Origin of the sequence: Aeromonas sp. ASNIH1, assembly GCF_002934285.1 — a bacterium.
GTDB classification, from domain to species: Bacteria; Pseudomonadota; Gammaproteobacteria; order Enterobacterales; family Aeromonadaceae; genus Aeromonas; species Aeromonas caviae.
The window spans coordinates 1772490-1798232 of record NZ_CP026228.1 but is presented as its reverse complement, the minus strand read 5'-3'; the positions used below and the strand labels follow the sequence as shown (position 1 = coordinate 1798232).

Here is a 25743-nt window from a genome sequence, read left to right as displayed (position 1 = left end):
TTACTCTCGAATTCTGGTGTGTGTGGCGCCAGCCTCTGCCGGCGCCACGCCGTCTTGTCAGATGCCGTCGCGTTCCATCGGGCAGCTCATGCAGCGGGCGCCACCGCGGCCACGTCCCAGCTCTTCACCCGGGATGGGCAGCACAGTGATGCCGGCCTTGTCGTACTTCTCGTTGGTGTAGGTATTGCGCTCGTAACCCACCACCACGCCAGGGCGCACGGTCAGCACGTTGTTAGCATCGTTCCACTGCTCGCGCTCGGCCTCGAAGGTATCGCCACCTGTGGTGATGAGCTTGAGCTGATCGACACCCAGTGCCTTCTCGATGGCGGTGACGAAGTAGCCCTCTTCCTTGATGTTCATGCCGGTGGCACCGCCCGGAGTCAGGCTCCAGCAGTTCACATCCTTGCGGATGACTTCCGGATAGACGGAGAAGGTGTCGACATCCATGTGGGTCATGACGGTGTCGAGGTGCATGCAGCTACGGTGTTTCGGCAGCTCCATGGCGATGACCTGCTTGGCCTGACCGTGCTTGAACAGGCTGCGGGCCAGATGCTCCACCCCTTGCGGCGTGGTGCGCTCGGACATGCCGATGAGCACGGCGCCACGGCCGATGACCAGAACGTCGCCCCCTTCGATGGTGGAGTTGTCGTAGTCGCGCTCCTCGTCACCGAAGTACTTGATGAACTCCTGACCGGCAAACTGCGGGTGCCAGCGGTAGATGGCCTTCACGTGGTTGGTCTCGCGACGACGGGCAGCCTTGGCCATGGGGTTGATGGAGACGCCGCCATAGACCCAGCAGGAGGTGTCGCGGGTGAAGAGGTGGTTGGGCAGCGGTTCGATGATGAAATCGGTCGGGGCATGCATGCCGACCACCATGTTGACGCCGCTGTAGGGCATCTCGGAGTAGGTGAGGCCGCCGGAGAGGATGCGGGCCAGCTCGCGGTGAGGCATGTCCGCCAGGAAGCAGCGCACGTCGTTGGCCAGGGCAGTGCCGAGGCGATAGTCGGAGACCTGGTGTTGCAGCAGCCAGGCTTTGGCTTCCGGCACGTCCAGGGTTTCCGCCAGCAGATTGGTCAGGAGGAAGACTTCGACATTCTGATCGCGCAGTACCTGAGCGAATTTGTCGTGCTCCTGACCGGCACGTTCCACGGACAGGACGTCGTCAAACAGCAGATCCTGGCAGTTGGAAGGGGTCAGACGCTTCAGACTGAGGTTGGGGCGGTGCAACATGACACGGCGCAACTGGCCAACTTCAGAACCTACATAAAATTTGCTCATGATGATATTCCGTCTAGCAGTGGTCCCTGCGAGTGATTGAATAGATTCCTTCTATTCAGGCTCGTGGCTAAGGCGGGATATTCTTTATGTAGGGTACTCGGCTTGTGTTCTATCCTGCCCTTGCCTTTCGACGCAGAGATTAGGTCTGGCAACTCCACCAAACTTGGACATTGATCACATTCACCCGAGACTGCATAAATTCAGAAGTTAATTTATGATGGAGTTTACATATCTGACATTTCCCTCACCCTCCATCCGGCATAAATACGCAATAAAGCCCCAATATATTCCACAAAGAGCGCAATTTCATTCATCTATGGTATCCACAAATGGATAGCCACCAATAAAAAACACCAAATAAATCAATGCATTAAAATCAAAACGCTCATTTTTTGAATAAAGTTCACCCACCTTTGAATTTATCCTCGCTTATCATCCCGTTTGCTCTCACATAAATAATCACCTGCTCCTTTATCGCTGAATAATCCATCTCTTGTCCCAGATCATGGCGGCCCGTCCGGGCCAGATGGCAAGCCTCATCGCCAAGTCGTGTGCACTATCTCTTTTATATGGATATGCATTTTGCACGCATCCTGATGGCGGCTTTTTCACCGACCGGAGTGCAACCGGGATTCAAAGTTTTTTCATTAGTTGAATTTTTTCAGTCACCTTGCGCCGATTTCGGGTTCGCCTTAACTCAAAAAGTGATGCTTGTCACATTCGTTCCCGTCACCAAGGAGATAACCATGAAGATCCCGTCGCTGTTTCTGTTCGTCGCCCTGGTCCTGCCCATGACACCGGCCCTGGTGCATGCCCAGGGAGCCCCCGCCATGCCGCTGGTGGTCTGTCACGTTGACCAGGCACCCCAGATGCTGGTACCCGCCTACCTATGCCAATGGTACGGTGGCAGCCAGCACCCCTGACCCTCTCGCCCAAGGGGAGGCGATCTCCTCTTGGGTCACCCCCGCTTTCCCTCCTTTATCTCCTGAATGGGATCCGGACCACGCCACCTGCATCATGCCCGTTGCCCTCCTCCACCCTCATCTGCGATCGACACTGACCGGTCTCCCCGGATTCTGAACCGCAGTTAAACGCCTTGTGAGACATTCGCTATCGACTGCGTAAGCAAAGTGCCAACAAAATTCTCGCCATAGTCGGAAGATGCGCGTAAAAAAACAGCATGAGAGATCATTAAAACCATGATTTTAAAAAAGATAACTTCATTATCCTTTCGCGGGAAACCAGTTTGAATAAAACGTTTTTCAGCATGTCATTGTCGCCCTGCGCGAAATCCTTATAGTTACTCCTGCACGGACGCAATGAAGTCGGTCAGGAAGACTGGCTGCCAGGGTTGGGCAAATGGACTCACCACAGGATGTGGTAAAGGACACCTCCCAGGACGGAGAAAGTGCGACGGGAACGGATGACTCGTCAGGCCATGATGGCTAAAGGACACCCCAAAGGATTGGGAAGGGGAAACCTAAAGGAAGAGGTATAGTCAGGGATTGCAGGGAGCAACTTCGTTCAAGGATATGAGCGATAAGACTATCGGGGGCGACGCAAGTCGCCCCCATCTTTTTTGGGTATTTTTCACGTCTACCCGCTGATGGGTCACCCCGATCACGGCATTGCTGGCCAGGGTAACCGGGACTCGCCCAGCCGGCGCTATTCCAGCCGGAAGTGTCCCACTATCTCCCGCAGCCTGTCATAGGTGCGCTGCATGGCGTTTGAGCTGTCCACGGTGCGCTCGCCATTCCCCTTGAGCTGGGTGATCACCTCGGCGATGGCACTCATGTTGCGATTGATCTCCTCGGCGACGGCACTCTGCTCCTCCGCGGCCGTGGCGATATGGCTGATGAGATCGTTGATCTCCACCACTTCTCCCGCCATCAGATCCAGCGACGCATTCACCTTGCTGGTGTTTTCCGCCGCATCCTGGCAGCTCTGCCGGGTGTTGCCCATGGCGGCCACCACGGTCTGGGTGCCCCGTTGCAGCCGGGTCAGCATGGTCTGGATCTCGGCAGTGCTCTTCTGGGTGCGTCCCGCCAGAGAGCGCACTTCGTCCGCCACCACCGCAAACCCCCGCCCCTGCTCCCCGGCCCGGGCCGCCTCGATGGCGGCGTTGAGGGCCAGCAGGTTGGTCTGCTCTGCGATGCCACCGATGACCCCGAGAATCGAGCCTATCTGCTGCACATCCTGCTGCATGGCTTCGATGGAGTGTGCCGTGGTCTCCACCTCCGTCACCAGCGCAGTGACGCTGGCCATGGCCTGATCCACCACCTGACGCGACTGGTTGGCCAGTTGCTGGCTCTGGCCGGTCAGCTGGGCAGTATTGGCCGCGCTCTCCGATACCGAGACGGCAGTACGGCTCATCTCGTTGATGGCGGTGACCACCTGTTCGGTCTCCCGCACATGCTCCGCCAGCAGGCCCTGGGCTGACCCCGTCTGCCTCGCCAATGCCGATATCCCTTCATTGAGCTGGCCGCTCGCTTGTCTCACCTCCCCCATCATGCCCTGCAACTGCTCGATGAAACGGTTGATGCCCGCCGAGATCTGGCCGAGATCATCCTTGCTGGTCACCGTGAGCCGGCGGGTCAGATCCCCATTGCCCTGGGAGAGCTCCTGCACCAGGTCGCGCAAGGAGAGGATGGGTCTATAGGCCAGGTTGAGGGCCACCATGGAGAGGGCCAGTACCAGCGCCGCCACCCCGAGCAGGGCCAGGGTGATCTTGCCGTTGAGCGCCTGGGTCATGGCCCGGATATAGTCGAGATCCACATAACCGGTCAGGGTCCACTCGCTGCCGCGAATATCCAGCTTGTTGGGGCGGCTCTCGCTCTCTCCCTGGGGCTTGCTGCTGTAGAGCACCTGTCCCTGACTGTCGGTGAGGGAGAAGTAACGCCCTTCCCCGCTTACCTTGGTCAGCAGCGTCTTGAACTCGCTCATGTCGAGGTAGTAGAGGTAGGCGGAGTCTGCACCGCGCGGCACCAGGATGGAGATGACGGGTTTGCCGTCCAGCTGCTCCAGCGGGCTGACGGTGATCTGGTTGTTGGCGGCGGGGATCAGCTTGCGCAGGGCGTCAACCCTGGCCTTGTCGTCGATGACCCCGTTCGCGTCGAATGCCATGTCGCCAATGAGCTTGACGATGTTGTGAAAGCCGGTCTCCTGCAGCGCCTTCTTGACGCTGGTCACCCCGAGGTTCAGGTTGGCGGCCAGCAGCACCTTCTGGGTGATGTCACCCGCCAGCTTCTCCCTGACCAGGGTGATCTGCTCGTTGATGTTCTGGGTGGCCTGGGTGCGGATGTAGCCGCTGATGAAATGGTTGACGCTGAACCAGGCGGTACCGATGGTGACCAGAATGGCGAGCAGCAACAGTACGTTGATTTTGACTTTGAATGCCATGGTATGGGTCCCTCCAAAGAGAAAGGGCCGGGATGACCCGGCCCTCCCTGCCAATGCTTATTTCTTCTTGGCGTACTTCATGGAGTCCAGGGCTACCGCCAGGATGATGATGCCGCCCTTGATGATGAACTGCCAGTAAGGGCTGACACCGATGTAGGTCAAACCATAGTTGATCAGCGTGAAGATAAGTACGCCGGTGATCACACCCGCGACAGTTCCCACACCGCCGGCAAACGAAACGCCCCCCACCACGCAGGCCGCGATGGCATCCAGCTCGTACATGAAGCCGAGGTTGTTGGTGGCACTGCCGATCCGCCCCGCTTCCAGCATGCCGCCGAAGGCGTAGAAGACACCGGCCAGGGCATAGATGACCACCAGGTTGACGGCGACGTTGACGCCGGACACCTTAGCCGCTTCCGGGTTGCCACCGATGGCGAAGATGTTCTTGCCAAAGCGGGTCTTGTTCCACAGCACCCAGACGAAGACGCTGGCGATGGCCGCATAGAAGGTCAGGTACGAGAGCTTGAACCCGCCAATCCGGATGAAGCCCTGCGCAAAGTTGGAGAAGCGAGGATCAAACCCGGCTACCGGGGAAGCCCCCACGGAGTCAAAATAGAGGGAGTTGATGCCGTAGACGATGATCATGGTGCCCAGGGTGGTGATGAAGGGCGTCACGTTCAGGTAGGCGACAATCAGGCCGTTGACCAGACCAATCAGGGCCCCCACCACGCACACCAGCAGGATCACCGCCGGAATGGGCACCTCCCCCAGGGTGGGGAAGACCTTGTTGACGTTGGTCAGGGCCTGCAGCATGGTGGCCGCGATCAGCGCTGCCAGGCCGACCTGGCGACCGGCCGACAGGTCAGTACCCTGGGTGATGATGATGCCCGCCACCCCGAGGGCGATGATGACCCGTACCGAGGACTGGGTCAGGATGTTGCTGAGGTTGGTGAGGCTGAGGAAGGAGGGCTCCTTGATCACGATGATCATGAGCAACACCAGCAACACCACATAGATGCCGTTCTCTTTGAGCGCCTGCATCAGATTGAAATTTTTAGCCGACTCCATAATGTCTTCCTGTCTTTATAGGTACAGAGATGCCAGGCGCAGGATCTCGCTCTGGTCAGTTTCTTTGGTGTTGACGATCCCCGCGACCCGGCCATTGCTCATGACCATGATGCGGTCCGTGATGCCGAGCAGTTCCGGCATTTCGGAGGAGATGATGACGATGCCCTTGTCCTTCTTCGCCAGCTCCAGGATGAGCTGGTAGATCTCGAACTTGGCGCCGACGTCGATACCCCGGGTCGGTTCATCCAGCATCAGGATCTCGGGCTGGGTCAGCAGCCAGCGACCGATGATCACCTTCTGCTGGTTGCCACCGGAGAGGGAGCCGATCTGGGTCTGCTGGGTCGGTGTCTTGACCCGCATGGAGTCGATGACCCACTGGGTATCGCTCTTCATCTTGTTGTCGCTGAGCAGCCCCATGGATCCCTTGTAGTTGTCCATGTTGGCGATCAGGGAGTTGAAGGCGATGTCGAGGCGTGAATAGATCCCGGTAGAGCGGCGCTCCTCGGTCACCAGGGCGAAGCCGTTCTGGATCGCCTCGTGGGCGTTGTGGTTCGCCACCTCTTTGCCGTGCAGCTTGATGGTCCCTTCGCTGCGATCGCGGATGCCGAACAGGGTCTCCACGATGTCGGTGCGCTTGGCCCCCACCAGACCGGCGATGCCGAGGATCTCCCCCTTGTGCAGGTTGAAGGTCACGTCCTTGATGGAAGGCTGGTTCTTGGCCGTCAGGTGCTCGACCTCGAGGATCACCTCTTTGGGCTGGTTGGTTTTTTCCGGGAAGCGCTGGGTGAGCTCGCGGCCGACCATCATGCCGATGATCTGATCCATGGTCATGCCCTTGAGGGGCTGGGTCGCCACCCACTGGCCATCCCGCAATATGGTGATCTCGTCACAGAGCTGGAAGATCTCTTCCATCTTGTGGGAGATGTAGACGATGCCGCACCCCTTCTCCTTGAGCTTGTTGATGATCTTGAAGAGGTGGTTGACCTCTTTCTCGGTCAGGGAGGAGGTGGGTTCGTCCATGATGACGATCTTGGCGTCATAGGAGAATGCCTTGGCAATCTCGATCATCTGCATCTGGGAAACCGACAGGGTGCCGACCTTGACCCTGGGGTCGATGTCGATGTCCAGCTCCTCGAAGATATGCTTGGTGTCCTGATACATCTTGCCGTGGTCGACAAACAGTCCCTTGGTGGGATAGCGGCCGAGCCACATGTTGTCCATCACGGTGCGTTGCAGTACCAGGTTCAGCTCCTGGTGCACCATGGAAACGCCATTCTCCAGCGCCTCTTTGGACGAGGTGAAGTTGATCTCCTGTCCCTTGAAGAAGATCTTGCCCTGATCCTTCTCGTAGATGCCGAACAGGCACTTGAGCAGCGTGGACTTCCCTGCGCCATTCTCGCCCATCAACGCATGCACAGAATGAGGACGGACCCGTAAATTGACATTATCGAGTGCCTTGACGCCAGGAAAGCTCTTACTGACGTCAATCATCTCCAACAGCCATTCTGATTGTTGCCGTGTTGTCATATCAGCCATCACATCTGGTTGAAAAGAGGGCAAGGGGATCTCCCTTGCCCTGAGGGGAGGAATTACTCGAATTGGGACAGGTTGTCTTTGTCTACGCCCACGTAGGCAACGCGGACGACCTTGTTGTCGATCTTCCAGTTGGTGCCTTCACCGGCCGGCTTGCCTTCGGCCAGGTTCTTGGTCAGCTCGAAGGTGGCCTTGGCCTGGTTGGCCGCATCGTTCAGCACGGTACCAGCCATGGCACCGCTCTTGACCATGGCCAGGGCTTCCGGCAGGGCATCAACACCGAACACCGGGATGGCGGTCTTGCCCTGGGCCTTCAGGGATTCCACGGCGCCCATCGCCATGCCGTCGTTGTTGGCGATGACCACTTCGATCTTGTTGGCGTTCGGACCGGAGATCCAGGCGTCCATCTTGTCCTTGGCCATGGCGGTATCCCACATACCGGTATCCATGTGCAGTTGCTCGGTCTTGATGCCGCCATCGTTCAGGGTCTTGACGACGTAGGTGGTGCGTGCTTCCGCATCCGGGTGGCCAGGCTCACCCTTGAGCAGCACGAACTGGATGACGCCATCCTTGTTCAGATCCCACTCGGGGTGCGCTTTCCAGTGCTTGGCGATCAGCTGGCCCTGGATGATGCCGGACTCCTTGGAGTCGGTGCCCACGTAGTAGGCCTTGTCATAGCTGGCCAGGTCGGCCGCGCTCGGTTCCTTGTTGTAGAAGACCACGGGGATCTCGTCCGCACGGGCTTTCTCAATCACGACAGGGGCCGCCGCCGGGTCAACCAGGTTGATGGCCAGGGCCTTCACGCCCTTGGCCAGCAGTACATCGATCTGGTCGTTCTGCTTGGACTGGTCGTTCTGGGAGTCGTTCATCAGCAGTTCCACACCCGGGGTGGCCGCCGCTTCTTTCTCGATGGCCTTGCGCACCACGGCCATGAAGTTGTCGTCGTACTTGTAGACGGTGACCCCGATACGGGTATCGGCCTGGGCTTGGGCTCCCGCCATCAGTCCCATCAGCAAGGTGGCAACTGTCGTGAGTTTTTTCATTGTTATGCTCCGATCTCTATCTGTTTTTTGTAGGGAATACTGTACACCGTTTGAGCTGGCGCCAGCCTAATGTAATCAGTTTGTTGTGAGGCGGTCTGTGATCCTGGCAACAAAATGAAAACGTTTACACTCTGTTACATAGCCGTAATATTGTTAAAAATTAAATAGTTACGTGAGAAACCGCCTTTGAGTCTCGCCATCTCGCGACGGCGGGTCCGGCTAGCGCAGACGGCAGTGCCACTGATAACGCCCCGGCAACAGCCAGAACTCGGGCCGCACGCTCTGGCTCCAGGAGTCGTCGCCTCCCACCCCCATGTGGAAGCCATCGAGGCACAGGTGCGTGCCCCCCAGGGCCGCCAGATCGGTCTGGTGACGGGCTTCGGCCAGCTGCTGCTGACTGTAGCGGCTGACACTGAAGTGGAAGCGCCCCTCCACCGCCAGATCCCCCAGTTGCAGTGCGCGGGTATCGCAGCGCAGTCCGTTGTCGGTCGGGAAGACATAAGGGGTGTGCAACGCCTCGATGGGCAATTGCCAGCGACCGAGATCGGCGGCGAGCCGGCGATCCGGGTAATTCTCGTGGGGGCCAAGCCCCAGCCAGCTCACCGGGGCACCTTCGGCCGGTTCATCGGCCAGCCAGAGCCGGGCACCGATGCGCGGCAGGGAGGGCATGTCGGCGGCCACCTCCACCTCGATGGCGAGGTGCATGGCGCCCTCCCCGTCCACCCTGTGATGCCAGCGGGTCAGGATCTTCGGCTCGTCAGCCACGAAGTAGCCGTGGTGCGCCGTGATGAGACCCAGCTCCGGACTCGCCTCCAGGCCGAGACAGCGGTGCTGCAGATCATTGAGTCCGGCCTCCTGCCAGCGGGCAATCCAGGCGTTGGGATCGGCGTGATCCGCCTCGCTGGTGCCGATATCGTTGTCGAGCGGCGCCCGATAGAAGTGATCGGCGATGGCGTCGCACAGCCGCTCGCGGCCCTGCTTCTGCCAGCTGACGATGCGACCACTGGCCTTGTCGAGCAGCCACAGGGAATCTGCGGCACCAAGCACCCAGTGATCGCGCTGCTCGGTCAGGCTGACCGCCGGGCAGACCGACGGCAGCGCCAGGGGCGCGGGCAACAGGCATTGCTGGCGAGCCACCTCGTGACCCGCTCCGGCCCAGGCCGTGGCGATGGGCTGCACGATGGCGAGATCCAGCCAGGCAAGCGCCCCCGGCGCAAAGGCCGGCAATTGCTCCAGCAGGGTCAGCGTCACGCTCCCCCGGGGGGCCAGCTCGAGCGGGTATTCACCCTGGCTCACCACCACGCCGTCTTCACACAGACGCCACAGCAGGCGTTCGTTGTCCGTCTCGCGGAACAGGTATTCGCTGCGGATCTCCACCGTCAGCGGCTGGCGACCCTGCAGGGTCAGAACAAAGGGCTGCTGGGCACGCCGGGCTTCAAACAGGGAAGGATGGGGGGTGCGATCGGGGAACAGCAGGCCGTTGCAGCAGAACTGGCGATCGTTGGGAGTGTCGCCGAAATCGCCACCATAGGCCCAGAAATGGCGGCCATCGTCGGTCTGCTTGTCCAGCCCCTGATCGACCCAATCCCAGACAAACCCACCCTGCAGCCGCGGATGATCGCGAAATGCCTGCCAGTAATGGGCATAGCCCCCCAGGCTGTTGCCCATGGCGTGGGCGTATTCGCACAGGATCAGCGGCCGGGTCTCTTCCGGCAGGCCGATCCACTTGGCCAGTGCCCACTTGGGCACCGCCGGGAAGGGTTGATCCTGATGGGTACGGGCATACATGGGACAGATGATGTCGGTGGCCGGGGTGTCGGCCCCGCCCCCTTCGTACTGCACCGGGCGGCTGGGATCCGCCCCCTTCACCCAGCGATACATGGCGTCGTGGGCCGGGCCATAACCGGATTCGTTTCCCAGGGACCAGATGATGATGCAGGGGTGGTTGAAGTCCCGGGCCACCATGCGGGTAACCCGCTCCAGGAAGGCGTTGCTCCAGGCGGGATCCCGCGCCAGCCGCCCCATGGGGGTCATGCCGTGGGTCTCCAGGTTCGCCTCGTCCACCACATAGAGGCCGAGCCGGTCGCACAGGCGATAAAGCTCGGGGTGATTGGGATAGTGGGAGCAGCGCACCGCGTTGAAGTTGTGCCGCTTCATCAGCAGCAGATCCTGCTCCATGTCGGCCGGGGTCACCACATGACCCGTGGCGGGATGGTGTTCATGGCGATTGGCACCACGAATCAGCAGGGGTTGGCCGTTGACCCGCAGCAGGCCGCCACGGATCTCCACCGCCCGAAAGCCCACGTCATGGGCCTCGCTCTCGAGGACGCTTCCCTGCTCGTCCAGCAGGGTCAGGGTGAGGCGATAGAGGTGCGGGGTCTCGGCGCTCCACTTGTGTGGGGCCGTTACCGTCAGCCACAACTCGGCGCGATCGTCATACACCCCTTTCTCGTCGATGGCCTGGGTGCCGATCCGCTGGCGCAGGGTCGCGACCCCCTCGTCGCCATCATAGAGGTTGGCCTCCACCGACAGACCGGCTCCGTTGGCCGCCTGCAATTCAACCTTGAGGCGGGCATCCCGGTAGCAGGCGTCGAGCTCGGGCGTCACCCGGATATCCATCAGATGACGGGCCGGTTTGTGCAGCAGGCTGACGGAGCGGAAGATGCCGCTCATGCGCCACATGTCCTGATCTTCCAGATAGGAGCCGTCAGACCAGCGCAGCACCAGGACGGCGAGGCGGTTGGCCCCGACCTGAAGGAAGGGGGTCAGATCGAATTCCGCCGGCAGCCGGCTGTCCTGGGAGTAACCGACCCAGCGGCCGTTGCAGAAGAGGTGAAACGCGCTGTCCACCCCGTCGAAGATGATCCGGGTCTGCCCCTCGGCCAGCCAGTCCGCAGCAACGGTGAACTCGCGGGAGTAGCAACCGGTGGGATTCTCGGCAGGCACCCGGGGCGGGTCGCAGGGAAAGGGGTATTTGATGTTGGCGTAGATGGGCACATCCGTGACGGGCCGCGCCCCCGGGTAGGCCGCAGCCAGTTGCCAGTTACCCGGCACCTTGATGGGACAGGCATCCGGCAGATCCTCCACCAGCCACTGCTCCGGCACCCGCTCCGGGGCCTCGAACCAGGAGAACTGCCACTCGCCGTCCAGCAGCAGGCGGGAAGGTGACAACCCCCCCATCCTGGCTTCCCCTTCACTGCACCAACTGGACAAGGGGGTATGGGCTGGCAACCGGTTCACGGCGGTGATCCCCTGGGTCTGCCAATCCTGACGGGCCACTATCTCCCTGAGCATGCTTCACTTCTCCCTGCATTCACGCTGAAAACCACTGCAGTGTAGGAGAGTTTTGCCCGGTGATCGGCGATCCCGCTCACACAGATGTAAACGATTACACTCATTTTGTTAAGTAAAACGGAGTAAAAATCGGATAAATCCGGGTAAATGACCCCACGGGGGAAAAAGCGGACCTTCGGAAGGGCAGAAGATGCCCGGGAGTGTGAAACCGGGAGGCAATGGCCGAACCAGCGGAGCAAGCCATGGCAAAGACCCGACATCGCGCCCCCCTCGCCTCATTAGGTGCTGGAGCGCCTCAACCCGGTTCCGGGCACGCACGCAGCCCGGCCTCTCGAAGGAGTGTGCAGAGGCCACGAGAGCCCCTGCCCGGCGCAGAGAAAAGCCATGGCGGGCGTCTGGCAGGATCTGGCCGGAAGTGAGGCTCGGCAGGCCGGGGGAGAGGGGCTCGTGACAGACGAGCGGGAAGAGCTGGCGAGTTCGGCAGGCAGGGAGCGTGAGGGGACGGTTGTCACTCCTCAGGCAACCCTCTGTGGTCTGCGCTAGCCATGCTCTGAGCTATCTATCGTCTGAGCTATGGGGGCGCTTTATATGCTGCAGTACGGGTTCGCCAGGTGCAGCGCTTGCGCCGACGGGGCGCAAGCGCTGCGATCAGGACCTGACGGGAGCGACCGAATGGCGGTTGATCAGGGTGGGGGTATAGATGCGGCTCTGCACCGATTCGCTCTCCCCTGCGGCGAGTTGCAGCGCCAGCTTGGCCGCCTGGGCCGCCATCAGCTCGATGGGATAGCGCATGGTGGAGAGCTTGGGTCTCAGGTATCTGGCGTAGATGATGTCATCGAAGCCTACCACAGACACCTCTTCCGGCACCTTGAGGCCGTTGTCCGCCAGCACAGAGATGGCCCCTGCCGCCATGGCGTCGTTGTAGGCCACCACCGCCGTGATGGGCAACCCCTTGGCCAGCAGGTTGAGCATGGCGCGCTCGCCCCCCTCTTCATTGGGCATGCCGCTCTCCACCAGCTCGGGATCGGCGAAGACCTCCGCCTCCGCCAGGGCATCCTGATAGCCCTGGTGGCGCAACAGCGCATCCTCGATGGCGTGATCCGAGCTCAGGAAGGCGATATGGCGGTGGCCGAGATCCAGCAGATGACGGGTGGCTGTCGCCGCACCCTGGCGGTTGTTGAGGGCGATGCAGCGCCCCCTCAGACTCGGAATGTCGCGGTTGATCAGCACCATGCCGGGGGCGCGCAGGGCGTAGTCGACCAGCTCCTCGTCGCTGAGCGCCTTGCTGTGCACCACCAGTGCCTCGCAGCGTTTGCCGATGAGCAGCTCGATGGCCTCCCGCTCCTGCTGGGCGCGGTGAAAACCATTACCCATCAACAGGTGCAAGCCCTGCTCCACCGCCACTGCCGCGACCCCTTTGACCAGGGCGCCGAAGAAAGGATCCGCCACGTCGCCCACCACCACTCCCATGGTGTCACAGGTCTGACTGACCAGGGCCCGCGCGTTGGCGTTGGGGGTATAGCCCAGCTCGGCCATGGCCTTCAGCACCACCTCGCGGGAGGCGGCACTGGCCTTGGGTGAGTTGTTCATCACCCGTGAAACCGTTGCCACTGACACATTGGCCAAACGGGCGACATCCTTGATGGTGCTCATGCTGTTTTCACTTATTTCACGCTGCAACTGGCCGCATTATACCGTTCAATGTCACTGATAACAGGGGGAAAAATCAGAACTTGCCACATTGGTCGATGAAAACAAGTGTAATCGTTTACATATATTTGTTAAGCAGCTCACAGTTTGCCCGTCAGCCCCTCGGCTAGACTCCTGCTCAGGCTTTCCTGATACGAGGAGTTGAGGGTGGAACAACGGATGAAAGTACTGGTCACCGGCGGTTGCGGCTACATCGGCAGCCACACCTGTCTGGCCTTGCAGGCCGCAGGCATGGAGCCCGTGGTGGTGGACAACCTCTGCAACAGCAAGGCGGGCGTCCTGACCCGTGTCGCCGCCATCAGCGGGCGCGAACCCCGCTTCTACGAAGGGGACATCCGTGACCCGGCCCTGCTGGATCGCATCTTCAGCGAGCAGCACATCGACGCCGTGATCCACTTCGCCGCCCTCAAGGCGGTCGGCGAGTCGACCCGCATCCCGCTGGACTACTACGAGAACAACCTGAGCGGCACCCTGGTATTGCTGCAGGCGATGAAACGGGCCGAGGTACGCAATCTGGTGTTCAGCTCGTCGGCCACCGTCTACGGCGATCCTGCCAGCACCCCGATCCGGGAAGATTTTCCCCGCAGCGCCACCAACCCCTATGGCCGATCCAAGCTGATCATCGAGGAGATCCTCGAGGATCTGCAGCGGGCCGAGCCCCACTGGAGCATGACCCTGCTGCGCTATTTCAACCCCGTCGGCGCCCACGAGTCCGGCACTCTGGGGGAGGATCCCCAGGGCATCCCCAACAATCTGATGCCGTTTTTGACCCAGGTCGCCATCGGCCGGCGCGACTGCCTCTCGGTCTTTGGTAACGATTACCCAACCATCGACGGCACCGGGGTGCGCGACTACATCCATGTGATGGATCTCGCCGAAGGGCACGTCAAGGCTCTGGAACACTGCGCCGGACGGGGCGGTGTCCACGCCTACAACCTGGGCACGGGCCAGGGCCAGAGCGTGTTGCAGATGGTCGCGGCGTTCGAGGCTGCCTGCGGTCGGCCCCTTCCCTACCGGATCGAGCCACGGCGCCCCGGCGACATCGCCGAGTGCTGGGCCGATCCCGCCAAGGCCGCTCGGGAACTGGACTGGCACGCCAGCCGGGATCTCGCCGCCATGTGCGCCGACAGCTGGCGCTGGCAGTCCGCCAACCCCAATGGTTACGAGGCGTAGGCCCTGGCCTGCGCCTTCGGATGTATTCAACTCACACACTGGAGTGATGATGTTCAACCCCGTTGATCACCCCCACCGCCGCTTCAACCCGCTCACCGGCCAGTACGTGCTGGTCTCCCCTCACAGGGCCAAGCGCCCCTGGCAAGGCCAGGTCGAGAAGGTGAGCCTGGCGCCGAGCCAGGCCCATGATCCCGACTGCTTCCTCTGTGCGGGCAACACCCGGGTGACCGGCGATATCAACCCCGACTATCAGGGCACCTTCGTCTTTACCAACGACTTCGCCGCCCTGATGCAGGACACCCCGGCCGCTGACGCGGTGCCGGATCCCCTGCTGAAGCTGGAAGCCGCCCGGGGCACCAGCCGGGTCATCTGCTTCTCGCCGGATCACGGCAAGACCCTGCCCGAGCTGCCCCTGCCCGCCATCGAAGGGGTGATCACGACCTGGATGGACCAGGTGGCCGAGCTCTCTGACCAGTGGGAATGGGTCCAAGTCTTTGAAAACAAGGGCGCCGTCATGGGCTGCTCCAATCCGCACCCTCACGGCCAGCTCTGGGGCAGCGACTTCCTGCCCAACGAGATTGCCCGGGAAGAGGCGCACCAGCGCGCCTGGCTGGCCGAACACGGCCGCCCCCTGCTGCTGGACTATGTGGAACGGGAGCTGGCGGATCGCTCCCGCATCGTGGTGGAGACGGCCCACTGGCTGGCGGTGGTGCCCTTCTGGGCGGCCTGGCCGTTCGAGACCCTGCTGCTGCCCAAAGCCCATGTTCCCTCCATGCTGGATCTCACCCGGGAACAGCAACAGGATCTGGCCATCGCGCTCAAGGAGCTCACCAGCCGCTACGACAACCTGTTCCAGTGCAGCTTCCCCTACTCCATGGGCTGGCACTTCGCCCCGCCCCGTTCCGACTGCCCCGAGGCGTGGCAACTGCACGCCCACTTCTATCCGCCCCTGCTGCGCTCCGCCACGGTGCGCAAATTCATGGTGGGCTTCGAGATGCTGGCCGAAACCCAGCGCGATCTCACCCCGGAACAGGCGGCGGAACGGCTGCTCGCCCTCAGTCCCATCCACTACAACGACCAGAACCAGGCCAACGAGGAGGCCCTATGACCCCGAGCCAGCGCGTCAGCGCCGTGTTTGCCGAGCAGTTTGAGCAACAACCCGACCTGCTGGTACGGGCTCCAGGCCGCGTCAACCTCATCGGCGAGCACACCGACTACAACGACGGCTTCGTGCTGCCCTGCGCCATCGACTACGAGACCTGCGTCGCCATCGGCCTGCGCGGCGACAACCTGGTCGAAGTGATCGCCGCCGACTACGACAACCAGCGCGACCGGTTCAGTCTCGATCACCCCATCGAGCACCACCCCAGCCAGCGCTGGAGCGACTACATCCGCGGCGTGGTGAAACACCTGCAGGCACGAGGCCACGCCCTGCGCGGCCTCAATCTGGTGGTCTCCGGCAACGTGCCCCAGGGGACGGGTCTCTCCTCCTCCGCTTCCCTGGAGGTAGCCATCGGCCAGGCCTTCAAGGAGGCCCAGGGGCTGGCCATCAGCCAGGCGGAAATTGCCCTCAACGGCCAGCAGGCGGAGAACCAGTTCGTCGGCTGCAACTGCGGCATCATGGATCAGATGATCTCCGCGAGCGGCAAGCAGGATCACGCCCTGCTGCTCGATTGCCGTTCCCTGGAGACCCGGCTCATCCCCATGCCGACCGATCTGGCGGTGCTCATCGTCAACTCCAACGTGCGCCGCGGCCTGGTGGACAGCGAATACAACACCCGTCGCCAGCAGTGCGAAACCGCCGCCCGTCACTACGGGGTCAAGGCCCTGCGCAACCTGGATCTGGCGACCCTGGAAGCGGGCAAGGCCGGTCTGGACGAGGCCTGCTATCGCCGTGCCCGCCACGTTGTCGGCGAGAACGCCCGCACTCTGGCGGCGGCCGATGCGCTGGCACAGGGCGATCTGGTGCGCCTCGGCGAGCTGATGGGCCAGTCCCACGCCGCCATGCGCGATGACTTCGAGATCACCGTGCCTCCCATCGACGGCCTGGTGGAGATCATCAAGGCCCGGATCGGCAGCGAAGGCGGTGTGCGCATGACCGGCGGCGGTTTTGGCGGCTGCGTGGTCGCCCTGCTGCGCCCCGAGAAGGTGGCCGAGGTGATCGCCGTGGTGGAGGCGGAATACCCGGCCCGTTTCGGCCTCAAGGCGGACTGCTACGTCTGCCGTGCCAGCGCAGGGGCCGGCAGACTGTAACGCACGCCTGACAACGGGTGACGCCCCCTGCCCGGCACTCGCGACGCCGGCAGGGGGCGACGGGATCACGACGGGGAACCGCAAACCATGATGAGATTCGAGCTGGAAAACGAGGAGGGACTGCGGCTGCGCGGTCTCGCATACGGGGCCACCCTCACCTCCCTCACCCTGCCGGTGGCGGGAGAGCGGCGGGAGGTGCTGCTGGGTTGCGCCGACGAGGCCTACCTCACCCAGCAGGTATGGCTGGGGGCCGTGGCGGGGCGCTTTGCCAACCGCATCGGCGGCGCCCGCCTTGAGCGGGAAGGCCAGTGCTGGACGCTGGACGCCAACCAGGGGGCCAACTGCCTGCACGGCGGGCGCGACGGGTTCCATCGCCGCACCTGGCAGATCAAGGAGCAGGAGGCGGACAGGGTCAAGCTGGCGCTCCTCTCCCGGGCGGGGGATCAGGGCTTTCCCGGCAATCTGAGGGTGAGCCTGGAGTATCGGCTGGAGCAGTGCGATCTGGTGGTCGACTTCTGCGCCAGCACGGACGCCCCCAGCCCGGTCAGCCTCACCAGCCACGCCTACTTCAACCTGGATGGCGGTGGCGACATCCGCCACCACACCATCAGCCTAGACGCCGACCGCTACCTGCCCACGGATGACCAGAGCCTGCCGCTGGCCATCGCCCCGGTGGAAGGCCCCTTCGATCTGCGCGCCCCCCGCCCCATCGGCCAGGCGTGGCTGGACCACCCCCAGCAGCAGTTGGCCAAGGGGTACGATCACGCATTTCTGCTCAACAACAGCGTTTTTGTGCCTACTGATGAGCCGTTTGGTGGGTCCAGCCAGCCATGGGCCGCCCGGGTGATCTCGGGGGATGGCAAGCTGGCGATGGCGGTCTACACCAACCAGCCCTCACTGCAGTTCTACAGCGGCAACTGGCTGACCGGCACACCGGATCGTCAGGGCCGACCCTACCGGGATTACGACGGCTTCTGCCTGGAGGCCCAGCAATTGCCCGACAGCCCGAACCGGCCCGCCCTCGGCGATCCCTGGTTGCTGCCGGGGCAGCGTTATCGCCACCAGACCCGTTATCGCTTTATTCCTGCCCCCTGACAGCCCCGCTCGGGCAGACGAAGGAGCCCGGGCGCGCCGCCACGTCATGGCGGCCCCGATGGCACCGCCGAGTCAGCCGGGGTGAGGCCGGCCGCAGGGCCCGCCGCTCCTCATTGCACACCAGCCAAGGAACCGCACCGTGATGGATGACAACTACCTCGCCGCCCCCGACCGCTACCAGCGCCAGCCCTACCGACCGGCGGGCCGCCACGGCCTGCGCCTGCCCGGCATCGGTCTGGGCCTTTGGCACAACTTCGGCGCCGGGAGCGATCCCGCCACCGCGAAGGCCATGGTGCATCAGGCGTTCGATCTGGGGATCACCCACTTCGATCTCGCCAACAACTACGGGCCGCCGCCGGGATCTGCCGAACTGACCTTCGGCACGCTGCTCAAGAGGAGCCTGGCTCCCTATCGGGACGAGCTCATCATCGCCAGCAAGGCGGGATACGTGATGTGGGACGGCCCCTACGGCGATGGCGGCAGCGCCAAGTACCTCTTCGCCAGCCTGCACCAGAGCCTGCGCCGTCTGGGCCTCGACTACGTGGACATCTTCTATCACCACAGGCCGGATCCCCGCACCCCGCTCGAGGAGACCTGCCAGGCCCTGGCCCTGATGGTGCGCCAGGGCAAGGCGCTCTACATCGGCCTCTCCAACTACCCGGCCCCGCTCGCGGCCAAGGCTGCCGCCCGGCTGGCGGAGCTCGGCACCCCCTGCCTGGTCAACCAGCTCAAATACTCCCTGTTCCAACGCGATATTGAGCCCGACACCCTGCCGGCCTGCCGGGAGCACGGCATGGGGGTGGTCGCCTTCTCGCCCCTGGCGGGGGGGCTGCTGAGCGATCGCTACCTGGCGGGCATTCCCGCGGATTCCCGCGCCGCCAGTGCCAGCCCCTTCCTCACGGCGGACCAGATCACCGAAGAGAAGCTCGCCACCGTCCGCGCCCTGCATGCACTGGCCCTGCAACGGGGTCAGTCCCTGTCGCAACTCGCACTGCAATGGGTGCTGCGCGACCCCGTGGTGAGCTGCGCCCTGATCGGCGCCAGCCATCCCCAACAGATAACGAGCGCCGTCGAGGCCCTGGGGCAGCCCCCCCTGGACGATGATCTTCAACAGAAAATCCTGTCCATACTGGCCTGACAGCACAAAGAGATCATAAAACAGAGGTCAACTGGCGTGACTGACCTGTCAGAACGTGACGGGGCCGTCATGGCTTCTGACAGCATGTGGCAAGCCGCGCCCTGCATGGTCCGCCAGCGCCCTTTTCCGGCCGGAACAGGGCGCTGAAATCCCCAATATTCACTGGTTGCCCGCGTGATTTTCCGCCATCATTGGCCGCCCCGACCCGTTCGGGGTTGATTTTATCCAGACCCCATAACCAAGAGATCTGCACCATGACCGAATCCTACGCCCTGTTCGTCGCCTTTGTGCTGGGTATAGTGGAAGGCCTGACCGAGTTCCTCCCCGTCTCCTCCACCGGCCACATGATCATCGTCGGCCACCTCCTCGGGTTTGAAGGACCCAAGGCCGCCACCTTCGAGGTGGTGATCCAGCTCGGCTCCATCCTGGCAGTGGTCGTCATGTTCTGGCGCCGCCTGTTCGGACTCATCGGCATTCACTTCGGTCAGAAACCGACCCCGGGCCACGCGACCCTCTCCCTGGTGCACGTCATCCTCGGCATGCTGCCCGCCGTGCTCGTCGGGCTGGCTATCCACAGCTGGATCAAGGCCAATCTGTTCGGGCCGGAAACCGTGATGTATGCCCTGGTGGCCGGCGGCATCCTGCTCATCATCGCCGAAAAGTTCCGCCCCGCCGTGACCGCGGAGACCCTGGACGACATCAGCTACAAGCAGGCCTTCGGCATCGGCCTGTTCCAGTGCCTGGCACTCTGGCCCGGTTTCTCCCGCTCCGGCGCCACCATCAGCGGCGGCATGCTGATGGGCATCAGCCGCCACGCGGCAGCAGAATTCTCCTTCATCATGGCGGTACCCATGATGATCGCGGCCAGCGGCCTGGATCTCTACAAGAGCCGCGATTTCCTCTCCATGGCGGACTTCCCCATGTTTGCGGTGGGCTTCGTCACCGCCTTCGTGGTGGCCATGGTCGCCATCAAGACCTTCCTGGCGCTGATCCGTCGTCTCGACTTCATCCCGTTCGCCATCTACCGCTTCCTGCTGGCCTTCGTCGTCTACCTGGTCTTCGTGGCCTGATGGGCTTCGCCGCCAAGCAACACAAAAGGGACCCGAGGGTCCCTTTTTTCATGCCGTGATACCGCCTCAGTCGCGCGGCAGCCCGCTATCGCCGAGCAGCCGTGATCCCAACTCAATAGAGGTGCTGGCTGATGCCGTTGAGCAGCCGTGACAGCCCCTTGGTGAACTGCACGGGGGCATCTTGCACCGTGTAGCAGAGGCAGCCGTCCGGGGTGTGGGGGCTGTGGGCGTGGCTGGCGTCACGCCAGATGAAATCCCCCGCCTGATAGCGGGTGTCGCCATCCTCGATGGTGCCCGCCAGCAGCAGGGTCAGCTCATATCCCTTGTGGGTGTGCTCCGGGATCCGCCCCCCCGCCTCGATGTGCAGCAGGTTGGCCCGCGCACCCATCTCGTCCAGGGGCAGGCTGACCTGACGGATGGCCCCGAGATGACGCCACCTGGGGGCATGATGCCTTGCCAATGCCCGCGGCAGCCGGTAACTGTGACCCGCCACCCTGAGCTCTGGCCTCGGGCTCTCGGCAAGGGCGAGCGCCGCCTCCGTCGCCACCGGCTGTTGCAGTATGCCCGCCAGCATGGCATCGAATCCGGCGGGCAGCGCCTCGTCCGGCGCGTCAGGGGCGAGATGCTGGCACGCCAGCGCCTCTTCAAATTCCTTCACCCGGGCGGCGCACTCGGGGCAGAACTCGCAATGGGCGGAGACACCGACGGCCAGCGGCAGAGGCAGCTCGTCGGCAGCGAAGGCGCGCAGCATGGGTTCAGTCGGATGGGTCTTAATCATGGCCTTGCTCCACTTGTTCCTTCAGTTTCTGTAGTGCCAGCCGCAGCCGGGACTTGATGGTGCCAAGGGGCACGCCGAGCCGGTCGGCCAGCTCCTGCTGGGAGAGCTCCTGCAGGTAGATGCCGCGCACCACCTGCTGCTGCGGCTCCGGCAGCGTGGCGACATAGTGGGCCATCTGGCGGGTCAGCACCGCGTCTTCACCGCCGCTCAGGTGCTCCTCTTCGGCCCGGAACTCCAGCAGCGGCCAGATCTCCTCGGCGCAGAGCTCCTCCTTGCTGGCGCGGCGGCGGCGCAGCATGTCAAAGCTCTGGTTGCGCATCACTGTGTAGATCCAGGTGGTGGCGGCGCCCTTGTCGGGGTGATAGAGCCGTGCCTTCTGCCAGACCAGCAGCATGGTCTCCTGCACCAGTTCCATGGCGTTGGCCTCGCTGCCGAGGTGACGCAGCCCGTAGCTACGGATGCGCGGCGCGAAGTGGTGGAACAGGGTGGCAAAGGCAGCCTTGTCGGCCCGCTCGGCCACCCGGACCAGCAAAGATGTGAGGTCGCCGTCTGGGTTGTCCATGGGGGGCGATGTCCTGCGTGGAGCCGATTGTGGTTGGCCAGTATATGCCATTGCGCCATCCCTCGCGTGTGGTGTTCACCCCCAATACGGCGAGCGAGGAAAAAGGATCACCGGGAAGGGGAATTCAATGGCTCGCGACCAGCAGACCGCTCAGCAGGGAGAGGGTGGGCTGGTTGTCCTTGGCCGCCACCAGCCACTGTTTTTGCTCCACCGGGATGGGCAGCACCTCCAGCCAGCGCTGGGCGACCCAGCTCGCATCCTCCCAGTCCGGCTCCGGATAGAGGGCCGCGTACTCCGGATAGTCGTTGAACACGTCCTGCAACGCCTTGGCCAGGGAGTGCTGATCCGCCTGGAGCCTGCCGCTCTGCCAGGGGGGCAGGGGCTCCACCTCGCCGACCCGCAGACCGTCCTCTTCCTGCCAGAGATCCGTGATACGCACCCGCTCCACCCCGAGCACCGTGATGCCGAGCAAACCATCGGGCAGCAGATCGAAATCGATGATGCGCACCCGAGTGGCGATGGGGTACATGTTGCGCAGCGCGTCGGGCTGGCGGGGGTCCAGCATGCAGAGCGCGAACTCCCGCTCCCGGGACTCGGCGATCATGCGCTGGTATCTGGGCTCGAAGATGCGCAGCGGCATGATGCCGCCCGGCAGCAGGTGAGCGGAGAGTGGAAACAGTACCAGTGTCATGGGAATCATCCTCCAACGGCGTCCTCAAAGGATACGACCGCCACGGGAAGCGGGATCATTCAGATCGAATCGGTATAAATAACCCTGTCATAATCAGGGGAAAATAGCCTGGACAAGCCGTTTCGTTATGCAGTAGAAATGGATAACCACCACTTACCCAAATCAATATCCTGCAATGTGGTGGAAAACGCAGTGAAATATCCGCCACGCCCACGGGTGCGGGCCGTTCCTATAGTTTTCTCGGCCCGATGCGGGTAAAATTCACGCCCTTATCCAGTCAGTCACTTTTCGACGCGCAACCTCGGTGGTCAGTTATGAAAGAGCATATTCATCATCTACTTGAACAAACGGTAGCCAATCTCAAGTCCGCAGGCGTCCTGCCCGCCGACCTGGAAGCCCGGGTGCAAGTAGACCGATGCAAGGAGAAGGCTCACGGCGACCTGGCCACCAACCTGGCCATGCTGCTGGCCAAACCGGCCCGCAAGAACCCCCGCGAGCTGGCCGCTGCCATCATCGAGCACCTGCCTGCCTCCGATCTGATCGCCAAGGTCGAGATCGCCGGCCCCGGCTTCATCAACTTCTTCTTCGACCCGAGCTGGCTGGCCGGTCAGGTGGAAGCCATGGTGACCTCCGACAACGCCAACGTGAAGCTGCCGGCGCCGCAGACCGTGGTGGTGGACTACTCCGCCCCCAACGTGGCCAAGGAGATGGCGGTGCACCACATCCGCTCCACCGTGCTCGGTGACGTGGCCGCCCGCGCCCTCGAATTCCTGGGCCACAAGGTGGTGCGTGCCAACCACATCGGCGACTGGGGCACCCAGTTCGGCATGCTGATCGCCTATCTGGAGAAGATGGCCAACGAGCACGCCTCCGACATGGAGCTCAAGGACCTGGAAGCCTTCTACACCCAGGCCAAGCGTCACTACGACGAAGACGAAGCCTTCGCCGAGCGCGCCCGCAACTACGTGGTGAAACTGCAGGGTGGCGATGAGTACTGCCGCACCATGTGGAAGAAGCTGGTCGACATGACCATGGAGCAGAACCAGCGCAACTACGACCGTCTGAACATCTCCCTGTCCAACAAGGACATCATGGGCGAGTCCATGTACAACGACATGCTGCCGCAGATCGTTGCCGACCTGAAAGCCAAGGGGCTGGCAGTCGAGAGCGAAGGGGCCACCGTGGTGTTCCTGGACGAGTTCAAGAACAAGGATGGCGAGCCCATGGGCGTCATCATCCAGAAGAGCGACGGCGGTTTCCTCTACACCACCACCGACATCGCCTGCGCCAAATACCGTTACGAGAACCTGGGCGCCGACCGGGTCATGTACTTCATCGACTCCCGTCAGCACCAGCACCTGATGCAGGCCTGGACCATCACCCGCAAGGCGGGCTATGTGCCGGAGTCCGTTCCCCTCGAGCACCACGCCTTCGGCATGATGCTGGGCAAGGACGGCCGTCCCTACAAGACCCGCTCCGGCGGCACCGTCAAGCTGGTTGACCTGCTGAACGAAGCGGAAGAGCGCGCCAGCGCCCTGCTGGAGAGCCGCAACAGCGACCTCTCTGCCGAAGAGAAGGCCCAGGTGGTGCACGCCATCGCCATGGGCGCGGTCAAGTATGCGGATCTCTCCAAGAACCGCACCACCGACTACATCTTCGACTGGGATCTGATGCTGTCGTTTGAAGGCAACACCGCCCCCTACCTGCAATACGCCTACACCCGCATCCAGTCCATCTTCCGCAAGGCCGGCGTCGATGCCGACACCCTGAGCGGCAAGGTGGTCCTGAGCGAAGATGCCGAAGAGACCCTGGCCCAGAAGCTGATCCAGTTCTCCGACGCGGTCAACGGCGTGGCGGACAAGGGGATGCCGCACCTGCTCTGTACCTATCTGTACGAGCTCTCCGGCAACTTCATGACCTTCTACGAAGCCTGCCCGATCAACAAGGACGGCGTGGACGAGGCGACCCGCCAGAGCCGTCTGCTGCTGTGCGCCGCCACCGCCAAGGTGCTCAAGCTGGGCCTGGGCGTGCTGGGCATCCACACCCTGGAGCGCATGTAATAGATGGCGACCCGGGATTACGTCGGCAACAGCCCGAGACGACGGGCGGGTGGCCGTAACATCAAGAAAGCGGCCCCTCGCCGCTTTCCTGTTATCCCGGCACTGCTGGCCGGGGCCCTGGTCGTCGGTTTCGGCGCCTTCCTCTACCTCATCAACGGCAAGGGCGCCGATGCCCCCACCATCGAAGAGCAGGTGAAGGCCAACAAACCCAAGGCACAGGGCAATACCCTGCCCCAGGAGAAGTGGAGCTACATCGAGCGGCTGGAGAACAAGCAGGTGGACATCATAGAGCCGCCGCCCCAGCCGGGCGTGCTGCCGCCCCCGCCCGCCGAGACCATGACCCTGCAACCGGAGGCACTGCCCAAGCCGGTCGCGACCGACATCCCCCAGCCGGGAACCCCCATCGGTCAGGTGAAGCCCTATCAGCCGCAACCGGTGCAACCGGCCAAGCCGGCCACCGGCGCCCCGGTCGCCAGCGCCCGGGAGCAGGTGATCGACCAGAAGGCCGAACGTGAGCGGATGGAGCGGGAGATCCGCGCCGAACTGGAGCGGGAGCGGGCCGAGGCCGCCAGGGCCAAGACGGCGACCCAGACTGCACAGACCGCAGCCGCCGACGGCGGTCGCTACATAATGCAGTGTGCCGCCCTGCGCTCCCAGGATTCCGCGGAATCCCTCAAGGCGCGCATCGCCTTCACCGCCGGGCTCTCCTCCAGTCTGCAGGTGGTGAACGGGGCCGGTGGCGCCGTCTACAAGGTGATGGTGGGCCCCTTCAACGGCAAGGCGGCGGCCGATGCGGCCAACCGCAAGCTGCAGGGCTCGGGCATCAGCGGCTGCATCCCCAAGAAGGGGTGATCGCCGCGTCCATGCACAGGGCCGGGTGGCAACACCCGGCCCTGTTTCTTTTGGCGCCATCCCGCGCCCACCCGATCCCTCCCCCGCGATCCGTGCTCGACACAGGCTTGAAAAGCCGTTTTGCCATCCCCATCTTTTCCTCCATGCACAGTCAGGCCGTCATTCGGCTCAAGCGAGGTAAGTAAAGTGACTACCATAGTTTCAGTTCGCCGCAACGGTCAGGTCGTCATCGGTGGCGATGGCCAGGTTTCTCTTGGCAACACCGTCATGAAGGGCAACGCCCGCAAGGTTCATCGCCTCTACAACGGCAAGGTACTGGCTGGTTTCGCCGGCGGCACCGCCGACGCCTTCACCCTGCTCGAGCGCTTCGAAGCCAAACTGCAGGCCCATCAGGGCAACCTGGAACGCGCCGCCGTGGCGCTGGCCAAGGACTGGCGCACCGATCGCGCCCTGCGCCGCCTCGAGGCGCTGCTGGCCGTCGCCGACGAGCACAAATCCTTCATCATCACCGGCAACGGTGACGTGGTGCAGCCGGAGCACGATCTCATCGCCATCGGCAGCGGCGGCAACTTTGCCCAGTCCGCCGCCATCGCCCTGCTGGAGAACACCGAGCTCGACGCCAAGAGCATCGTCGAGAAGTCCCTCAAGATTGCGGGCGACATCTGCGTCTTCACCAACGGCAACCACACCATCGAAGTACTGGACTACGCAGCCAAATAAGGCCGCCAGCCAAACCCCATTTTCCA

Annotated in this window: 21 protein-coding genes; 11 read left to right on the top strand and 10 right to left on the bottom strand. The window is 62.8% G+C overall.

Features of this window, described 5'->3' with window-relative positions; translation table 11 throughout:
• Positions 1-57 precede the first annotated feature (57 nt).
• Positions 58-1278, bottom strand: a complete 1221-nt coding sequence (gene arcA, locus C2U37_RS08705; protein ID WP_104452124.1) for an arginine deiminase — start codon at positions 1276-1278, stop codon at positions 58-60.
• 746 nt (positions 1279-2024) lie between these two features.
• Between arcA and C2U37_RS08700 the strand changes: the two genes are divergently transcribed.
• Positions 2025-2201 carry a hypothetical protein gene (locus tag C2U37_RS08700; RefSeq protein WP_102983722.1) on the top strand — a complete coding sequence of 59 codons (177 nt, stop codon included), beginning with the start codon at positions 2025-2027 and terminating at the stop codon, positions 2199-2201.
• Positions 2202-2943: 742 nt separating this feature from the next.
• On the opposite strand, the gene C2U37_RS08695 is transcribed toward C2U37_RS08700, so the two are convergent.
• The 5 genes from C2U37_RS08695 to C2U37_RS08675 form a co-directional block, all read right to left on the bottom strand.
• Entirely contained in the window at positions 2944-4677 is a 1734-nt protein-coding gene (locus C2U37_RS08695; RefSeq protein ID WP_103243884.1) for a methyl-accepting chemotaxis protein, read from the bottom strand.
• A gap of 57 nt (positions 4678-4734) precedes the next feature.
• Positions 4735-5745, bottom strand: coding sequence for a galactose/methyl galactoside ABC transporter permease MglC (mglC, locus tag C2U37_RS08690; RefSeq protein ID WP_010676014.1), 1011 nt, complete (start codon positions 5743-5745; stop codon positions 4735-4737).
• Between the two features lie 15 nt (positions 5746-5760).
• Entirely contained in the window at positions 5761-7281 is a 1521-nt protein-coding gene (mglA, locus tag C2U37_RS08685) for a galactose/methyl galactoside ABC transporter ATP-binding protein MglA (protein WP_010676015.1), read from the bottom strand.
• 53 nt (positions 7282-7334) lie between these two features.
• The gene (mglB, locus tag C2U37_RS08680; protein ID WP_010676016.1) at positions 7335-8321 is read right to left on the bottom strand and encodes a galactose/glucose ABC transporter substrate-binding protein MglB; all 987 of its coding nucleotides are present in this window, start codon (positions 8319-8321) and stop codon (positions 7335-7337) included.
• Between the two features lie 219 nt (positions 8322-8540).
• A complete protein-coding gene (locus C2U37_RS08675; RefSeq protein ID WP_104452123.1) occupies positions 8541-11615 on the bottom strand; it encodes a beta-galactosidase in 3075 nt (1024 codons plus the stop codon).
• 384 nt (positions 11616-11999) lie between these two features.
• Between C2U37_RS08675 and C2U37_RS24595 the strand changes: the two genes are divergently transcribed.
• Positions 12000-12158 (top strand): hypothetical protein, encoded by a 159-nt coding sequence (locus C2U37_RS24595; RefSeq protein WP_158656239.1) that lies wholly within the window; start codon positions 12000-12002, stop codon positions 12156-12158.
• A 105-nt stretch (positions 12159-12263) separates the two neighbouring features.
• Here the strand turns inward: C2U37_RS24595 and C2U37_RS08670 are convergent, their stop codons facing one another.
• Entirely contained in the window at positions 12264-13268 is a 1005-nt protein-coding gene (locus C2U37_RS08670; RefSeq protein ID WP_042882348.1) for a substrate-binding domain-containing protein, read from the bottom strand.
• A 216-nt stretch (positions 13269-13484) separates the two neighbouring features.
• Between C2U37_RS08670 and galE the strand changes: the two genes are divergently transcribed.
• From galE to bacA, 6 genes are all read left to right on the top strand, one after another.
• Complete coding sequence (gene galE, locus C2U37_RS08665; protein ID WP_053288024.1) at positions 13485-14498, top strand: UDP-glucose 4-epimerase GalE; 1014 nt, start codon at positions 13485-13487, stop codon at positions 14496-14498.
• A gap of 49 nt (positions 14499-14547) precedes the next feature.
• Positions 14548-15606: a UDP-glucose--hexose-1-phosphate uridylyltransferase gene (locus C2U37_RS08660; RefSeq protein ID WP_103857762.1), complete on the top strand. Its 1059-nt coding sequence runs from the start codon at positions 14548-14550 to the stop codon at positions 15604-15606.
• A complete protein-coding gene (gene galK / locus C2U37_RS08655) occupies positions 15603-16751 on the top strand; it encodes a galactokinase (protein ID WP_053288022.1) in 1149 nt (382 codons plus the stop codon). Before C2U37_RS08660 ends, galK begins: the two co-directional genes overlap by 4 nt.
• Before the next feature lie 87 nt (positions 16752-16838).
• Positions 16839-17846 (top strand): galactose-1-epimerase, encoded by a 1008-nt coding sequence (locus tag C2U37_RS08650; RefSeq protein WP_103857763.1) that lies wholly within the window; start codon positions 16839-16841, stop codon positions 17844-17846.
• A gap of 142 nt (positions 17847-17988) precedes the next feature.
• Complete coding sequence (locus C2U37_RS08645; RefSeq protein WP_103857764.1) at positions 17989-18984, top strand: aldo/keto reductase; 996 nt, start codon at positions 17989-17991, stop codon at positions 18982-18984.
• A gap of 254 nt (positions 18985-19238) precedes the next feature.
• Complete coding sequence (gene bacA, locus C2U37_RS08640) at positions 19239-20054, top strand: undecaprenyl-diphosphate phosphatase (RefSeq protein WP_053288020.1); 816 nt, start codon at positions 19239-19241, stop codon at positions 20052-20054.
• 112 nt (positions 20055-20166) lie between these two features.
• Here bacA and C2U37_RS08635 read toward each other — a convergent pair whose 3' ends face one another.
• From C2U37_RS08635 to C2U37_RS08625, 3 genes are all read right to left on the bottom strand, one after another.
• Positions 20167-20832 (bottom strand): ChrR family anti-sigma-E factor, encoded by a 666-nt coding sequence (locus C2U37_RS08635; protein ID WP_053288019.1) that lies wholly within the window; start codon positions 20830-20832, stop codon positions 20167-20169.
• Complete coding sequence (locus C2U37_RS08630; protein WP_010676026.1) at positions 20825-21394, bottom strand: sigma-70 family RNA polymerase sigma factor; 570 nt, start codon at positions 21392-21394, stop codon at positions 20825-20827. Before C2U37_RS08630 ends, C2U37_RS08635 begins: the two co-directional genes overlap by 8 nt.
• 124 nt (positions 21395-21518) lie before the next feature.
• Positions 21519-22085, bottom strand: coding sequence for an LON peptidase substrate-binding domain-containing protein (locus C2U37_RS08625; protein ID WP_010676027.1), 567 nt, complete (start codon positions 22083-22085; stop codon positions 21519-21521).
• Between the two features lie 314 nt (positions 22086-22399).
• On the opposite strand from C2U37_RS08625, the gene argS reads away from it, so the two are divergent.
• From argS to hslV, 3 genes are all read left to right on the top strand, one after another.
• The gene (gene argS, locus C2U37_RS08620) at positions 22400-24145 is read left to right on the top strand and encodes an arginine--tRNA ligase (RefSeq protein ID WP_010676028.1); all 1746 of its coding nucleotides are present in this window, start codon (positions 22400-22402) and stop codon (positions 24143-24145) included.
• Between the two features lie 3 nt (positions 24146-24148).
• Positions 24149-24997: an SPOR domain-containing protein gene (locus C2U37_RS08615; protein ID WP_103857765.1), complete on the top strand. Its 849-nt coding sequence runs from the start codon at positions 24149-24151 to the stop codon at positions 24995-24997.
• Between the two features lie 186 nt (positions 24998-25183).
• The gene (hslV, locus tag C2U37_RS08605) at positions 25184-25717 is read left to right on the top strand and encodes an ATP-dependent protease subunit HslV (RefSeq protein ID WP_041214255.1); all 534 of its coding nucleotides are present in this window, start codon (positions 25184-25186) and stop codon (positions 25715-25717) included.
• The last annotated feature ends 26 nt before the right edge of the window (positions 25718-25743 follow it).

Bases quoted from the DNA above. Each gene is read 5' to 3' on its own strand.
- arcA (WP_104452124.1), bottom strand. From the start codon at position 1,278: ATGAGCAAATTTTATGTAGGTTCTGAAGTTGGCCAGTTGCGCCGTGTC.
- C2U37_RS08700 (WP_102983722.1), top strand. From the start codon at position 2,025: ATGAAGATCCCGTCGCTGTTTCTGTTCGTCGCCCTGGTCCTGCCCATG.
- C2U37_RS08695 (WP_103243884.1), bottom strand. From the start codon at position 4,677: ATGGCATTCAAAGTCAAAATCAACGTACTGTTGCTGCTCGCCATTCTG.
- mglC (WP_010676014.1), bottom strand. From the start codon at position 5,745: ATGGAGTCGGCTAAAAATTTCAATCTGATGCAGGCGCTCAAAGAGAAC.
- mglA (WP_010676015.1), bottom strand. From the start codon at position 7,281: ATGGCTGATATGACAACACGGCAACAATCAGAATGGCTGTTGGAGATG.
- mglB (WP_010676016.1), bottom strand. From the start codon at position 8,321: ATGAAAAAACTCACGACAGTTGCCACCTTGCTGATGGGACTGATGGCG.
- C2U37_RS08675 (WP_104452123.1), bottom strand. From the start codon at position 11,615: ATGCTCAGGGAGATAGTGGCCCGTCAGGATTGGCAGACCCAGGGGATC.
- C2U37_RS24595 (WP_158656239.1), top strand. From the start codon at position 12,000: ATGGCGGGCGTCTGGCAGGATCTGGCCGGAAGTGAGGCTCGGCAGGCC.
- C2U37_RS08670 (WP_042882348.1), bottom strand. From the start codon at position 13,268: ATGAGCACCATCAAGGATGTCGCCCGTTTGGCCAATGTGTCAGTGGCA.
- galE (WP_053288024.1), top strand. From the start codon at position 13,485: ATGAAAGTACTGGTCACCGGCGGTTGCGGCTACATCGGCAGCCACACC.
- C2U37_RS08660 (WP_103857762.1), top strand. From the start codon at position 14,548: ATGTTCAACCCCGTTGATCACCCCCACCGCCGCTTCAACCCGCTCACC.
- galK (WP_053288022.1), top strand. From the start codon at position 15,603: ATGACCCCGAGCCAGCGCGTCAGCGCCGTGTTTGCCGAGCAGTTTGAG.
- C2U37_RS08650 (WP_103857763.1), top strand. From the start codon at position 16,839: ATGATGAGATTCGAGCTGGAAAACGAGGAGGGACTGCGGCTGCGCGGT.
- C2U37_RS08645 (WP_103857764.1), top strand. From the start codon at position 17,989: ATGGATGACAACTACCTCGCCGCCCCCGACCGCTACCAGCGCCAGCCC.
- bacA (WP_053288020.1), top strand. From the start codon at position 19,239: ATGACCGAATCCTACGCCCTGTTCGTCGCCTTTGTGCTGGGTATAGTG.
- C2U37_RS08635 (WP_053288019.1), bottom strand. From the start codon at position 20,832: ATGATTAAGACCCATCCGACTGAACCCATGCTGCGCGCCTTCGCTGCC.
- C2U37_RS08630 (WP_010676026.1), bottom strand. From the start codon at position 21,394: ATGGACAACCCAGACGGCGACCTCACATCTTTGCTGGTCCGGGTGGCC.
- C2U37_RS08625 (WP_010676027.1), bottom strand. From the start codon at position 22,085: ATGACACTGGTACTGTTTCCACTCTCCGCTCACCTGCTGCCGGGCGGC.
- argS (WP_010676028.1), top strand. From the start codon at position 22,400: ATGAAAGAGCATATTCATCATCTACTTGAACAAACGGTAGCCAATCTC.
- C2U37_RS08615 (WP_103857765.1), top strand. From the start codon at position 24,149: ATGGCGACCCGGGATTACGTCGGCAACAGCCCGAGACGACGGGCGGGT.